Annotated in this window: 9 protein-coding genes; 6 read left to right on the forward strand and 3 right to left on the reverse strand. The window is 66.2% G+C overall.

The window, feature by feature from the left end; translation table 11 throughout:
- Positions 1 to 7: 7 nt before the first annotated feature.
- From ABS45_RS12465 to ABS45_RS12490, 6 genes are all read left to right on the forward strand, one after another.
- Complete coding sequence (locus ABS45_RS12465) at positions 8 to 3,175, forward strand: EAL domain-containing protein (RefSeq protein WP_291555853.1); 3,168 nt, start codon at positions 8 to 10, stop codon at positions 3,173 to 3,175.
- A gap of 142 nt (positions 3,176 to 3,317) precedes the next feature.
- Positions 3,318 to 6,827 carry a chromosome segregation protein SMC gene (smc, locus tag ABS45_RS12470; protein WP_291555854.1) on the forward strand — a complete coding sequence of 1,170 codons (3,510 nt, stop codon included), beginning with the start codon at positions 3,318 to 3,320 and terminating at the stop codon, positions 6,825 to 6,827.
- Positions 6,828 to 6,848: 21 nt separating this feature from the next.
- Entirely contained in the window at positions 6,849 to 7,952 is a 1,104-nt protein-coding gene (locus tag ABS45_RS12475) for a cell division protein ZipA C-terminal FtsZ-binding domain-containing protein (protein ID WP_291555855.1), read from the forward strand.
- Complete coding sequence (gene ligA, locus ABS45_RS12480) at positions 7,952 to 10,030, forward strand: NAD-dependent DNA ligase LigA (RefSeq protein ID WP_291555856.1); 2,079 nt, start codon at positions 7,952 to 7,954, stop codon at positions 10,028 to 10,030. The genes ABS45_RS12475 and ligA overlap by 1 nt, the downstream gene beginning before the upstream one ends.
- A gap of 1 nt (position 10,031) precedes the next feature.
- Positions 10,032 to 10,973: a patatin-like phospholipase RssA gene (rssA, locus tag ABS45_RS12485; protein WP_291555857.1), complete on the forward strand. Its 942-nt coding sequence runs from the start codon at positions 10,032 to 10,034 to the stop codon at positions 10,971 to 10,973.
- A gap of 92 nt (positions 10,974 to 11,065) precedes the next feature.
- Positions 11,066 to 11,314: a DUF2249 domain-containing protein gene (locus tag ABS45_RS12490; RefSeq protein ID WP_291555858.1), complete on the forward strand. Its 249-nt coding sequence runs from the start codon at positions 11,066 to 11,068 to the stop codon at positions 11,312 to 11,314.
- A gap of 255 nt (positions 11,315 to 11,569) precedes the next feature.
- On the opposite strand, the gene ABS45_RS12495 is transcribed toward ABS45_RS12490, so the two are convergent.
- The 3 genes from ABS45_RS12495 to ABS45_RS12505 all read right to left on the reverse strand — a co-directional run bounded on the left by ABS45_RS12495 (position 11,570) and on the right by ABS45_RS12505 (position 15,060).
- A complete protein-coding gene (locus tag ABS45_RS12495) occupies positions 11,570 to 13,384 on the reverse strand; it encodes a hybrid sensor histidine kinase/response regulator (protein ID WP_291555859.1) in 1,815 nt (604 codons plus the stop codon).
- 23 nt (positions 13,385 to 13,407) lie between these two features.
- Positions 13,408 to 14,142 (reverse strand): response regulator transcription factor, encoded by a 735-nt coding sequence (locus ABS45_RS12500; protein WP_291555860.1) that lies wholly within the window; start codon positions 14,140 to 14,142, stop codon positions 13,408 to 13,410.
- 78 nt (positions 14,143 to 14,220) lie between these two features.
- Entirely contained in the window at positions 14,221 to 15,060 is an 840-nt protein-coding gene (locus ABS45_RS12505; RefSeq protein ID WP_291555861.1) for a pyruvate, water dikinase regulatory protein, read from the reverse strand.
- Positions 15,061 to 15,064 lie beyond the last annotated feature (4 nt).

The raw sequence follows: 15,064 nt of genomic DNA on the forward strand, positions 1-15,064 counted from the left end.
GGGGTCGATGACTTCACGATGGATTGGCTTGCCGCATTCACCCCTCCCCCGCACCGGATGGTGGCACTGGCTGCCAGCGCTGCTGGTATTCGTCGCCGGTGTGGCGGGATCGGTCATCACATGGATGTACAGCAGCCACCAGGCCCATGATCTGGCGCAGGAGCGCTTCATGCTCCGCACGGACGCGGTGAGAGACGATCTGCTGCAGCGCGTGGACAAGCAGGATGGCCTCTTGATGAGTCTGCGCAATCTGGTGGAGCAAAGCCCCGACATCACGCGGCGCAATTTCGAGCTGGCGATGGACCGCATGGATATCGGGCGGGTGCTGCCCGCGATCAGCAATATCCAGCTCATTCGCAACGTGGAGGCGGCCCGGCTTTCCTTGTTCGAGTCGCAGGCCGCGGCGGATCCGCATCTGAGTGGTGCACTGCCACGGGGTTTTGCGGTGCATCCGCGCGCCAGTCTGCCGCGCTACCTGGTCACGGATTTCGTCTGGCCGCCGGCCGGTCATGAGGCTTTGCTCGGCCAGGAGCTGCATGCGCTGCCCGAGGTGCTGCAGGGCGCAGAGCGTGCCATGGCCGACGGGCAGGCGACGGCCACCGCTCTCCTGCCGGGCAAGGGGGGCGCGCAGATCATGGTGTTCATGCCGCTGGATCATCAGATGGGTGGACGTGAGGACGAGAGCAGAAACGCCGGGCTGGTCGCGCTGACCCTGGACCTGCCCACGCTGGTGGCCGGGCTGGCGAGGCAGGAGAATTTCTCTGGGCTGTCGTTCAGCATGAGCGATCTGGGGCTGGCGGCAGCCCCCGATGCCAATGCAGTGCGCGTGCTGGCGTCCCATGGCGACACCGCATGGAATGAGGTGCTGGGCCGCGAAATCCTGCTCCCCCTGGAGGGCCGGTTGTGGCAATTGCGCTTCATGCCGGAGGCCGGGCTGCTCAGTCCCGCGGAAGCAGCGCGCCCATTGGTCAATACCGGCGTCATGGGGCTGATCACCATCGTGATGGCCGCCTGGATGGCCTACCTCGGACTGCGGCGCCAGCGCGCGCAGGAGCAGACCGCCACGGCGCGCCGGGCGCTGCAGGAAAACGAAGCCAAGCTGCAGGCGGTGTTCGAACATGCGCCGGTCGGCATTAGCCAGAGCGAATCGGCGAGCGGTCGGCGCATGTATGTCAACCCGGCCCTGTGCGCCATCCTGGGCTACAGCGCCGAGGAGATGATGCAGACGCACTTCCAGAGCTATACGCATCCGGACGACATGCCCAAGAGCATCGAAATGCGCGACCGCATGCTGCGCGGCGAGATCGACAGCTACCAGCTGGAAAAGCGCTATCTGCGCAAGGATGGCAAGACCATCTGGGCCAGACTGCGGATGGTGAAGATTCCTGGCACGCCCTGCCATGTCTCGGTGATCGAGGACATCACCGAAAGCAGGCATGTCCAGAGCGAGCTTGCACGCAGCGAACAGCGCTACCGCGAGATATTCAACCACTTGCCTGTCGGTGTCGCTGTGGTGGACCAGGGAAAACTTGTTTTCGTCAATCACCGGCATGCGCAGATCTGCGGCTATGCGGTCGACGAAGTGACCAACGTGGATGTCTGGTGGCGCACTCTCATGCCCGACGCGCAGGAGCGCGAGCGCGCACGCGGACAATGGAACGCGGCACGTGCAGCGGCCGATCTGGATGTGGAAGGCGCCATTCGGCCCATCGAATTGGTGCTGACGGCCAAGGGCGGCATCCGGCGCCAGGTGGAGCTCTCCGGCATGGCGTTGGGCAACGGCCATATCGTGGTGTTGGTGGACCAGACCCAGCGCCGCCAGGCCGAGCAGCAGATTGCCTACCTGGCGCAGACCGATGTGCTGACCGGTCTGGCCAATCGCAGCGCCCTGCAGGAAGGTCTGCGCAAGGCGCTGGCGCAGGCGGCTGCAGGCCGTGGTTCGGGGGCGTTGCTGATGCTCGGCATAGACGGCTTCAAAGCGATCAATGAAACCAGCGGGCACGAGGTGGGGGATCGCCTGCTCGCGCTCATCGCCCGCAGGCTGCTTGCAGGCGTTTCTGCCGATGCGCTGGTGGCGCGCCATGGTGGCGATGTCTACGCCGTGGTGCTGCCCAGGGTGGCGGCTGGCGCAGGCGAAGTGATGGCTGCCCTGCAGGTGCTGGCGCAGAAGCTGATGCAGGCGGCAAGCCAGCCCTGCGATCTGGGGGCAGGGCAGGTGCTGCGCGCCACGCTCAGCACGGGGGTGGCGGTATTTGATGGCAGTGAATCCTCGGCCGACGAACTGCTCAAGCGCAGCGACATGGCGCTTTATGCCGCCAAGGCCCAGGGGCGTGGCGAATTGCGCTTCTTCACGCAGCAGATGCAGGCCCAGGTGGCCGAGCGTGTGCAGCTCGAAGCCGATCTGCGCAAGGGCCTGGACGCGGGCCAGTTCGAATTGTTTTTCCAGCCCAAGGTCGAGGGCGAGCGCATCATCGGCGCCGAGGCGCTGGTGCGCTGGCGCCACCCGCAGCGCGGCATGGTCCCGCCGGTGCAGTTCATTGCCTTGGCAGAGGAAACCGGGCTGATCCTGCCGCTGGGCGAGGCGGTGATGCGCATGGCCTGCGAGCAGCTGGCGCTCTGGGCCGGCCACCCGGTGTTGGGGCGACTGACGCTGTCGGTCAACGTGAGCGCGCTGCAGTTTCGCCAGGAGCAGTTCGCGCCGCGGTTGCTGGCGCTGCTGGCACAAACTGGCGCGCCCACGCGGGCCATCAAGCTGGAGCTGACCGAGAGCATGCTGCTGGACGATACCGAAGGCACGATCACCAAGATGCGCCAGCTCAAGGACTACGGCGTCAGCTTCTCGCTCGATGATTTCGGCACCGGCTATTCGTCGCTCTCCTACCTCAAGCGGCTGCCGCTCGATGAGCTCAAGATCGACCAGAGCTTTGTGCGCCACGTGCTCACCGACCCGAACGAGGCGGCGATTGCGCGCACCATCATTGCGCTGGGCGCCAGCCTGGGGCTGGATGTGGTGGCCGAGGGCGTGGAGACCGAGGAGCAGCGCGCCTTTTTGCAAAGCAATGGCTGCGACCTCTGGCAGGGCTACCTGCTCAGCCCGCCGGTGGCGGCAGACGACTATGAGGCGCTGGTGCTGGAGCGCTCCGACCCGCCATCGCAGTGGGGCGCGATGCTGTAGCTGGCCTTGCTTTGCAATTGGTAGCTGCCAGCGCTTGCCTGCATTGCGCTAGGGCCTGTTTTCATATGTAAAAATTCAGCCAGCGACGGAACAGTATGATTGCCGCTCCCGCCGTTTTCGCGCTTTCCCTGCACCGCCCGCCGTGCGCCTGACCTCCATCAAACTCTCCGGCTTCAAGTCGTTTGCCGAGCCCACGCATTTTCAGTTGCCGGGCCAGCTCGTCGGCGTCGTTGGGCCCAATGGCTGCGGCAAGTCCAACATCATGGACGCGGTGCGCTGGGTGCTGGGCGAGTCGCGCGCCAGCGAATTGCGCGGCGAGAGCATGCAGGACGTGATCTTCAACGGCACCACGCACCGCAAACCGGCGAGCCGCGCCAGCGTCGAACTCGCCTTCGACAACCAGAGCCACCGCGCCGGCGGTCAGTGGAACCAGTTCAACGAAATCGCGGTCAAGCGCGTGCTGACGCGCGATGGCAACTCCAGCTACTACATCAACAACCAGCCGGTGCGCCGGCGCGACGTGCACGATGTGTTCCTGGGCACGGGCCTGGGCCCGCGCGCCTACGCCATCATCGGCCAGGGCACGATCAGCCGCATCATCGAAAGCCGGCCCGAGGAGCTGCGCCTGTTCCTGGAAGAAGCCGCAGGCGTTTCCAAATACAAGGAGCGCCGGCGCGAGACCGAAAATCGCCTGGCCGATACGCGCGAGAACCTGACGCGGGTGGAAGACATCCTGCGCGAACTCAACGCCAATCTCTCCAGGCTGGAAAAGCAGGCCGAGGTCGCCGCGCGCTACCGCAGCCTGCAGCAGCAGGTGCAGCTGGCGCACCAGCAGCTGTGGTTCTTCAAGCGCCGCGACGCGGCGACCGAACTGGAGCGCGTGCGCACGGATGGCCTGCAGGCGGTGAATGATCTGGAAGCCCGCATGGCCGAGATGCGCCATGTGGAGGCAGAGCTCGAAACCCTGCGCCAGGCGCACTACGCCGCCGGTGACGCGGTCAACCAGGCGCAGGGCACGGTCTATCAAGCCACCGCCGAGGTCGGCAAGCTGGAGGCCGAGATCCGCTACGTCGTCGAGGGCCGTGCACGTGTGGAGCTGCGGCTGGCCCAGCTGGCGACGCAGATCGCCGAATGGGCGGCGCGCAGCAGCGAGGCCGATGCAGAACGTGCGAGCCTCACCGGTGCCGGTGACGATGCCGAGGAACAGGCCGAGCTGCTGGCCGCGCAGGCCGAAGAGCAGGCCGCGCAACTGCCTGCGCTGGAAGACGCCTTGCACCAGGCACGCGGCAAGAGCGAGGCGCAGCGGGCGCTGGTGGCACAGGTGCAGCAGCAGATCCAGGTGCTCGCCGCCGAGCAGCGCAGCATGGCCGAGCAGGCGCGCCAGCATGAGCTGCGCCATGAGCGCCTGCGCGGCGACCGCGGCGCGCTCGCCCTGCCGGATGAACAGCGCCTGGCGCAGCTGCGCGAGAGCCACGAGTTTGCGAGCATGGCGGCGCAGGAGGCCGAGGCCCGCCTGGCGCAGTTGCAGGACAGCGTGCCTGAGCTCGATGAAGAGCGCCGCACGCGCCAACACGCAGTGGCGGCCGAGGGCGCGCGCCTGGCCGACCTGACCGCACGCCTGGCGGCACTCAAGGATCTGCAGGAAAAGCTCAAAAGCAACGACAAGCTCGCCCCGTGGCTGGCAGAACAGGGCCTGGATGGCTTGCAAGGTCTGTGGACGCAGCTGCACATCGAACCCGGCTGGGAGAACGCGCTCGAATCAGCGCTGCGTGAGCGCCTGGCCGCCTTGCCCGTGGGGCGCCTGGAGATGCTGCGCGGCTTTGCCGGCGCCAGCGCGCCGCCAGCCCGGTTGAGTTTTTACAGCGCGCCCGCCGCTGCGCCGACGGCGCCAGGCCAGGGGCGGTTGGTGGATTTGCTGCGCATGACCGACATGGGCCTGCACGCGGTGATGCAGGACTGGCTGCACGGCTGCCTGACCGCCCCCACGCTGGACGACGCGCTGGCACGCCGCGCCAGTCTGCACAGTGGCGAAACCCTCTACACCCCGCAAGGCCATGCGGTGACGGCGCATGGCGTGGACTTTCATGCGCCGGATTCGGCGCAATCGGGTCTGCTTGCGCGCGCGCAGGAGATCGAGCACCTCGAGAAGGAAGTGCGGGCGCAGCACCTCATTGCTGAAGAGTCTTGCAGCGCCTTGCTCCGCGCCGAAAGCAGCTATCAGGATGCGAGCGCCCGGCTGCAGCAGGCGCGCCGCGAAGCCGCCGAGGCGCAAAAGCGTGCGCACGACGAAGAGGTGGAACTGCTGCGCCTGAGCCAGCTTGCCGAGCAGGCGCGCGAGCGCAGCCGCCAGCTCGAGAGCGACCTGACCGAGCTGCAGGCCTTGCTGCAGGAGCTTGCCGAGCGCCGCGCCGTCGCCGAAGGCCGCTTCGAAGAGCTGGACATGCAGCTGGCCGACAGCCAGGAGCGCCATGCCCAGCTGCAAGACAAGGTGATTGAAAGTGAGCAGCAGCTCACGCAATGGCGCGAGCAGCAGCGCCAGCTGGAACGCCGCGCGCAGGAGGCCCAGTTTGCTCGCCGCAGCTTGCAGGCGCGCCGTGAGGAATTGGCGCGTGCCGTGGCGATGGCGCAGCAGCAATCGGCCAGCCTGCAGGCGGAGACCGAGCGTGCGCGCGAAGAGCTCTCACGCCTGTCGGACGCCGCGGCGCAGGGCGGCCTGCAGCAGGCGCTGGAGAAAAAGATCGCCAGCGAGCAGCTGCTGGGCGAGCGCCGCAGCGCCTACGACGGCCTTACCGCCCGTCTGCGCGCCAGCGATGAGCTGCGCATGCAGGCCGAGCGCCAGCTTGAACCCCAGCGCGCGCGCATCACCGAGTTGCAGCTCAAGGAGCAGGCGGCGCGCCTGGCGCTGCAACAGTACGAAACCCTGCTGGTGGAAGCCGAGGCCGACCTGGCCCGGGTGGAGCAGTCGATTGCCGAAGGGCAGGTGCGCGGCGAAGACCTGCAGGCGCGCATCGAGCAGCTGCAGCGCGCCATCGAGGCCCTGGGCGCCGTCAATCTGGCGGCCCTCGAAGAGCTCACGCTCGCGCGCGAGCGCCAGGGTTTTCTCACGGCGCAGAACGAAGATCTGCAGCTGGCCATGGGCACGCTGGAGGACGCGATCCGGCGCATCGACGCCGAGACGCGCACGCTGCTTTCGGGCACCTTCGAGACGGTGAATCGGCACTTCGGCACCATGTTCCCCGAGCTCTTTGGCGGCGGGCGCGCGCAGCTGTTGATGACCGGCGATGAGATCCTGGACGCGGGCGTGCAGGTGATGGCGCAGCCGCCGGGCAAGAAGAATCAGACCATCCACCTGCTCTCGGGCGGCGAGAAGGCGCTCACCGCGATTGCGCTGGTGTTTGCCATCTTCCAGCTCAATCCGGCGCCGTTCTGTCTGCTCGACGAAGTCGATGCGCCGCTGGACGATGCCAACACCGAGCGCTACGCCAGGCTGGTCGCCAGCATGTCGCGCGGGACCCAGTTTCTCTTCATCAGCCACAACAAGATCGCGATGGAAATGGCCGAGCAGCTGATTGGCGTGACCATGCAGGAGCAGGGCGTTTCGCGTATCGTTGCGGTGGACATGGCCAGTGCGATGGCGATGGCCGAAGTCTGATTACGCTGAGCACGATTACCCATGAGTTCCTTTCAAACCGCTCTTGCCATCGTTGGCGCCGTCGTGCTGATCGTCGTCGTCGCCTACAACGCCTGGAACAACCACCGCAATGCGCCGCGCCGCGCGCGCCAGGTGGCCCAGGCCGCGCCCGGTGAAGGGCAGGAGCCGGTGCGCCGCGATCCGCTGCTCGATGCCGCGGCGCCGGCGCTTGGCGCGCACGACGATACGCACCCGCCGCCCGCCTGGCAGGACTTGCAGATCGACCCCGTGGCCGCTGCGGCGCATGAAGTTGCGCCGCAGCAGCGTGGCGCGCTCGATGCACTGATCGATGCCATCGTGCCGCTGGCCGCGGAACAACTGGTCTCGGGCGATGCGGCGCTGGCGGCATTGCCGACGACCCGCCGTGTCGGCAGCAAGCCGTTTGCCGTCGAAGGACTGAACGAGGCCACGCAGCAGTGGGAGGCGCCGCAGCCCGGTGCGCGCTACCGCCAGTTCCAGGCCGGGGTGCAGCTGGCGAATCGGCTGGGGGCGCTCAACAACATCGAATTTTCCGAATTCGTCGCCAAGGCGCAGGCCTTTGCCGATGCGATCAATGCGGCGCCGGAATTTCCCGACATGGTGCACGAGGTGGCGCGTGCGCGTGAGCTCGACCAGTTCGCGAGCGCACACGATGCGCAGCTGTCCTTCGCGCTGCGTGCGCGCCAGGCGGCGTGGAGCCCCGGCTACATCCAGCAAAGCGCAGCACCGCTGGGTTTCGTCGTCGGCAGCATGCCGGGGCGTTTGGTGCTGCCCGCCGCCGATGCCGGCCTGCCGCCGCTGCTCACGCTCGCGTACGACGCGCAGGCAGCGATGTCCGACGAGCCCGAGCGCTCGGCGCTGCGCGAGGTGAGCCTGGCGCTGGACGTGCCGCAGGTGGCGCGCGGCGAGCAGCCGTTTGCCCGCCTGCGCGAAGTGGCGCGGCAGCTGGGCCAGACAATGGATGGCGTGCTCTGCGATCCCGACGGGCAGATGATTCCCGCGATGGCCATGGAACCGATCGCGAGCGATCTGGAGCAGCTCTATGACCAGCTCGACGAGCGTGAGCTTTCCGCCGGATCGGTGCTGGCACGCCGACTGTTCAGTTGATGCAATCCGATCTTTTTTCGGCTCAAACGCCTGCTGACAAAGCGCCGGAGGCTATAAAAATTGAGAATCTCCGGGCTCAGCTCAACCGTTGGGCGCATGAATACTACGTGCTCGACGCGCCCAGCGTGCCCGATGGCGAGTACGATCGCGTCTACCAGCAGCTCGAAGCGCTCGAAGCCGCGCACCCCGAACTTGTCACGCCGGATTCACCTACCCAGCGCGTGCTGGGCAGCGTGCTGCCCGGCCTCGCCCCCGTGCGCCATGCCGTGCCGATGCTCAGCATTCGCACCGAGACCGATACCGAAGCCACGGGGGCGCAAGCCTTCGATGCCCGCATTCGCCGTGAACTCGGTTTGGCGCAGGCCGATCCACCCGTTGAATACATCGCCGAGCCCAAGTTCGACGGCCTGGCGATGAGCCTGCGCTACGAGGGCGGCCAGCTGGTGCAGGCCGCCACGCGCGGCGATGGCGAGGTGGGCGAGGACGTCACGCACGCCATCCGCACCATCCGCCAGATACCTCTGCGTCTGCCGGCCGATGCGCCGCCGCTGCTGGAGGTGCGTGGTGAGGTCTATATGCGTGGGGCGGATTTCGAGCGCCTGAACCAGCGCCAGCAGGCGGCCGGCGAGAAGCTTTTCGTGAATCCGCGCAACGCAGCGGCCGGTGCCGTGCGTCAGCTCGATGCGCGCATCGCCGCGCAGCGCCCGCTGTCCTTCTTCGCCTACGGGCTCGGTGAAGTCACGCCGCAGCAGCAGGGCGGCCCGCGCTTTGAAACCCATCACGCACTGCTGCAGCAGCTCAGGCAATGGGGTTTTCCGGTTGCGGCCGAGGCGCGCATCGCGCATGGCGCCGCCGAGCTGGTGGCGTTTCACCGCGAGATGGGCGAGCGGCGTGCGGCGCTGCCCTATGGCATCGACGGCGTGGTTTACAAGGTCAACAGCCTGGCCTTGCAACGCCAGCTGGGCTTTGTCACGCGTGAGCCGCGCTGGGCCGTGGCGCACAAATACCCGCCGCAGGAGATGGTCACCACCGTGCAGGCCATTGATGTGCAGGTGGGACGCACCGGCAAACTCACGCCGGTGGCGCGCCTGGCGCCGGTGTTCGTTGGCGGCGCGACGGTGACCAATGCCACGCTGCACAACCTGTTCGAGCTGCGGCGCAAGCGCGTGCGCGTGGGCGATGCGGTCATCGTGCGCCGTGCGGGCGACGTGATTCCCGAAGTGGTGGGGCGGGTGCCGGGCGAACGGGCGCACTACGTGCCCAACTTCCACATGCCAGAGGCCTGCCCGGTGTGCGCGTCCGCCGTGGTGCGCGAGCCCGGTGAGATCGAGCACCGCTGCAGCGGCGGGCTGTTCTGCGCCGCGCAGCGCAAGCAGGCGCTGCTGCACTTTGCCAGCCGCAAGGCCATGGACATTGAAGGGCTGGGTGAAAAGCTCGTGGACCAGCTGGTGGACGGCGCGCTGCTGCACAGCCTGCCCGAGGTCTATGCGCTCGACGTGGAGCAGCTCGCCCGGCTGGATCGGATGGGCGAAAAATCGGCGCAGAACCTGCGCGCAGCGCTTGAAAAATCCAAGCACACCAGTCTTGCACGGTTTGTCTATGCGCTCGGCATCCGCAATGTCGGCGAAGCGACCGCCAAGGATCTGGCGCGCCACTTCGGCAGGCTCGGCGCGGTAATGGATGCTGACACGGATGCGCTGATGCAGGTGCCCGATATCGGCCCGATCGTTGCCGAATCCATCCACACTTTTTTTGCTCAGCCGCACAACCGCGAGGTAGTGCAGGCGCTGCTGGATGCCGGCGTGCAGCCGCTGGAAACCGATCCTTTGCCTGCCTCTGCTCTGCCGCTGGCGGGGAAGACCGTGGTGCTTACCGGTACGCTTCCCACGCTGTCGCGTGATGAGGCACAGGCGCTGCTGGAATCCGCAGGTGCCAAGGTGAGCGGCTCGGTCAGCAAGAAGACGCATTACGTCGTTGCCGGCGCCGAGGCCGGCAGCAAGCTGACGAAAGCGCAGGCGCTGGGGGTGGCGGTGCTCGACGAGGCCGGTCTGCGGGCGCTGCTGGCGGGTCAAGGCTGACATGGCACTCGCCCGGCGTGTCCCCAAGCTCGGTCTGGTGCTGGGCAGCGGCTCGGCGCGCGGCTGGGCGCATATCGGCGTGCTGCAGGTGCTGGAGGAAGAAGGCCTGCGGCCCGATGTGGTCTGTGGTGCGTCCATCGGCGCACTCGTCGGCGCGGCCTATGCGGCGGGTGAGCTGCCGCGTTTTGCCGAGTGGGTGCAGAGCCTGGGCATGCGCGAGGTGTTCGGCTTCATGGATTTCAACCTCGCCGGCGGCATGTTGAAGGGGGAAAAGCTGATCGACTTCTGGCGCCGCCACTTTGCCGATTTCGACATCAAAGCCTCGCCGCTGCCCTTTGCCGCGGTGGCCACCGATCTGCATTCCGGCGCCGAGGTCTGGCTGCGCGATGGATCTATCGCCGACGCGGTGCGTGCATCGATCGCCTTGCCAGGCCTGTTCACTCCGGTGCAGCGTGAGGATGGTCGCATGCTGGTCGATGGCGGCATCGTGAACCCGGTGCCCACCTCGCTGGCGCGCGCGATGGGGGCGGACATCGTCATCGCGGTGGACCTGAATGCAGACATCCTGCAGCGTCACATGCAACCCCTGGCGGTGGAAGATCACACCACCGAGCTCCAGGCCGCGGCACCCGAGAGCGGCGCAGAGCCCGTGCCGGCGACGGGCTGGAAAACGCGCCTGCGCCAGTGGCTGCCGTCCCATGAGGTCGAGCACAAGCCCAAGCCGCCTTCGGTGCTGGACGTGGTCATGACCAGCGTGGCCATCATGCAGATGCGCATCACACGCAGCCGCATGGCGGGCGATCCGCCGGAGTTGGTCATCAGCCCCAGCCTGGCGCACCTGGGCCTGCTTGATTTCCATCGTTCGGCCGAAGCCATCGAGGAGGGTCGGCGCGCCGCGCAGGCTGCGCTGCCGCGCTTGCGCCGCTTCATGGCCGGGGCTTGAGGTTTGCCCGCGTTCGCGGCAGGGCCGGGGCTGGCTTGCGCAAGGCCGGCGCCGTACACTGAAGTGTCATTTGCAATGCACTTTTGAATCCCATGCACGACCACACCACCGCCGAAGCGATCTACCCGTTTGATGCCCGCGGCATTGCCCGGCGCTTTCGCCATTCGGCCATCTTCGGCGCGCTGGATGCGCTGCATCCCGGCGAGACCATGCGTTTCATGAACGACCACGACCCGCTGCCGCTGCTCAGCCAGATCGAGATGCGCTACGGCGATGGGGTGGCCATCGAGTATCGCCAGCGTGAGCAGGGCGCCATCATCATCGACTTTTTGCGGCAGTAACACGAGACGCGCCTGGCGCCGGTGCAGGCAAAAAAAACGGGCCAGACATTGCTGGCCCGTAGTCGCTGCATGCCCGAGAACCGTGGGCTGCGACGCAAAAGCCATCTTGCCCACCAGGAGGATGGCCCGGCGATTGCCTTGATGGCTCGCCGCTTGTGGTTGTGCAGCGCGTGGATATCGGCCTCTGTCTCACCCCCGTGATTTGTGTTTGCCTGCAGCATCGCAGACCATGTGCGTGGGCGACAGTGCCGAAAGTCACGCCAACGCGCCAGAAATGTTTCTGTTTGTGTCGTCGATGGGCGTGGAGGGTGCACTGATGGCCGTCAGCAGCAACTGCGTGTTCACCGGCTTGAACAGTACCGGAACCCCTGCGGCACGCACGTAGCGCAGTCTTTCGGGCGCGGTTTCGCCAGTGACGAGCAACAGTGTCAGGGGCGCAAAGCGCCGTGCCAGCGCCAGACCGACGCGCAGTCCATCCACGCCATGGGCCAGCCGCAGGTCACAAATCAATTGCTCAAACGGCTCACCCTTGGCTTGCGCTGCCTGCAGCAGGGCGGCCGCTTCGGCTTCGGTGCTGGCGGCCCGGGCCTGCACCCCATGGCTGAGGAGCAACTCGCACATGGCAATGCGCACATCGGCTTCGTCGTCCAGGATCAGAATCGGCTGTGCGGGCGCAGCGAGGGGTGGCGTGCAGTGCTTGGTGGTTGCTGCCGAGGCGAGGTCGGAGCCAGCCGACGCCTGTGCCAGTGGCAAGTAGAGCCGGAACCGGCTACCGCGCCCGGGGGTGGAATCAAGCTGCAGCCGATGGGCGAGCAATTTCGACAGCCGGGCAACGATGGACAGCCCTATCCCCAGGCCCAGCGCACGATCGCGCCCCGGATTGTTGACCTGGTAGAACTCCTGATAGATGAGCTTTTGCTGTTCTGGCGCTATGCCTATGCCGGTGTCGTGCACTTCGATGCAGGCCTGGCCTTGGCGCCGACGCGCCAGCACCAGCACTCCGCCCCGTGTGGTGTATTTGATGGCGTTGTCTAGCAGGTTGGAGAGCAGGCGCTGCAGCAGTTGCGGGTCACTGTCAACCCAAAGCTCGGTAGCGCGGACACGCAGTGCCAGTTCTTTCTCGCTGGCGGCGTCGACGAAGCGCTGGTTGAGCGACTGAAACAGCTCCTGCAGTGCCAGCGGTTGGCGTTCGGCAGCGATCACGCCGGCGTCCAGGCGGGAGATGTCCAGCATCGAATCGAGCGAATGGCCCAGCGTGCCCACCGCTTGCATCAGGCGATCGGCATTGATGCTGGCAGGCTGTCCGCGCAATTGGTGTTGCAGTGCCGCTCCCAGCAGACTGATGGCGTGCAGGGGCTGGCGCAGATCATGGCTGGCCGAGGCAAGGAAACGTGTTTTCTGTCGGCTGGCCTCCTCAGTGGCCTTGACCTGTGCCGCGAGCTGTTCCGCCAGTGCCTGCTTCTCGAAGCGCGAACGGAGTGATTGCGCCATCAAGTCCGACTGGGCCTTGGCAAAGCGCAGTATCGAGCCCAGAAAAATCAGGCAGCAAACCGCCAGAATGGCGTTCATCACGCTGGGACGCAGCAGCAGCCCCAGCGTGAGGCACAGCAGCATCGGCAGCAGGTAGTTCCAGGCGGCGCGCTTGAGCGGCGAGACCGCCGAAACTCCGGCTGCGCACAAGCCCATCATGATCAGCATCATCAAGGCCGTCAGTGGCAGGGTGTCCGGCAGGAACAGCAGGGGTGCAAGTCCCCAGGTGATGCTGTTGAGGCGCAGTTCGCGGCAATAAGTGTCGGCCCAATGCGTCAGGTGTTCGTCCGCCATCGGGTCCTTGAAATAGGCCGTCAGTACCGGCAGGCGTGAAGTGTTGTACAGGTGCGCCAGCATCCAGACCAGTACCAGCCAGTGCGGTGCCTGCCAATACATGGCGGCGCCGAAGGTCAGCGCCAGCAGCGCGTCGCCCAGGGTGGCGGAGCGGATCGTGGAATACAGCATTGCCACTTGCTCGCACAGAACGAGCCGGTCGAGCCGGTCTTCGGCGGCAGCGGGTGTTTGCGCAGTGATCGCCATGGGAGCAGGTTGGTCGGCAAGCATCAACCGCGCAATTTGGCGATGAGCTGCGCCCGCGAACGCACGGCGAACGACAGCAGCAGCATGGAGACGTGGTTCTTCACGGTGCCCTCGGACAGGCAGGTGATTTCGCCGATTTCCCGGTTGGATTTGCCTTCCAGCACCCATTGCAGGGTTTGCAGCTGGCGTGCGGTGAGCTGACTGCCTGCATCCGTCATCGGGTCCGCAGCACTGGTCAGGCGGGTCAGCCCGTCAGGCGGGTGCCGCGGCGCATGTTGCATCTGCTGCGCGACCTGCGCGCCCTGCAGCGCGCAGGTGCGCACGAATTCCAGCATGCGGCTGAGATCACCCGTCTTGGGAAAGTATGCGGCCGCGCCAAGTGCCAGGACATCGCGGGCCACGGCAGGGCCTGCGGTTCCCGACAGCACCACCACCGTGGCGTCCGGGCAGGCCTGGCGCATGGCGATCAGCGTATCGAGTCCGTGGCTGTCGCGCAGCGTGAGATCCAGCACCACGACGGCGATGTCGGCCGCATGCGCCTGGTACAGCGTGAGTGCATGGGCGAGTGTGTCCGCTTCGTGAATGGTCAGCAGCGGTTGGCCCGCCGCGCGCGGTTGCTCTGTCAGCAAGGTCCGAAATCCCAGGCGCACCAGCTCGTGGTCATCCACCAGAAGAATGGCGCATGGGCCGTGCGCGCTACTTTGCAGTGCCGGGGGCTTGTCGACAGGGGCGAAGGTATCTGGATGGGTGGAACTCATGAGGGGCATCGTCCTGCGGGGACCCTTATGGGATGTCAATTGCCTCTCCTTGCCAAGTGCCAAAAGTCACTGCGCCGGTCAATAGCTCAATCGTTCAGGCCGGATCTCCTGCAGGATGGTAGTGGCGATCTCCTCGATCGACTTGGTGGTGGACGACAGCCAGCGTATGCCCGAGCGGCGCATCATGGCCTCGGCCTCGTGCACTTCGGCACGGCAGTTTTCGAGGCTCGCGTAGCGGGAACCGGGGCGGCGCTCGCTGCGGATTTCCGACAGCCGTTCGGGGCTGATCGTCAGGCCGAAGATCTTCTTGCGAAACGGCACGAGTGCAGGGGGCAGTTGCTTGCGCTCGAAGTCTTCCGGGATCAGTGGATAGTTGGCCGCCTTCAGGCCGTGCTGCATTGCGAGATACAGGCTGGTGGGCGTCTTGCCGCTGCGCGAGACGCCTACCAAAATGACGTCCGCGCCTGCCAGGTCGTCGTGCGTCTGGCCGTCGTCGTGCGCCAGGCTGAAGTTGATTGCCTCGATGCGGTCGTGGTACTCCTTGTTCTGGCTGATGTCCGAAAAGCGTCCCACGCGGTGGTGGCTTTTGATGCCAAGCTCGTCTTCCAGCGGTTGCACGAAGGTGCCGAACATGTCCAGCATCATGCCCTTGCAGCCGTCGCGGATCACCTTGAGCACCTGCATGTCCACCAGCGTGGTGAACACCAGTGGCTTGCGCGCTTCCAGCTCGGCGGTGTGGTTGATCTGGCGCACTACCTGATGCGCCTTGTCTTCCGAATCAATGAAGGGCAGACGCACGCGCTTGGGTTCGATGTCGAACTGCGCGAGGATCGCGTTGCCGAAGGTTTCGGCGGTGATGCCGGTGCCGTCGGAGACAAAGAAAACGGTGCGGGGATTGAGCGACGTGGTCTTGGGCATGGAG

The organism is Comamonas sp. SCN 65-56 (genome assembly GCF_001724135.1).
Classification (GTDB): Bacteria; Pseudomonadota; Gammaproteobacteria; order Burkholderiales; family Burkholderiaceae_C; genus Comamonas_C.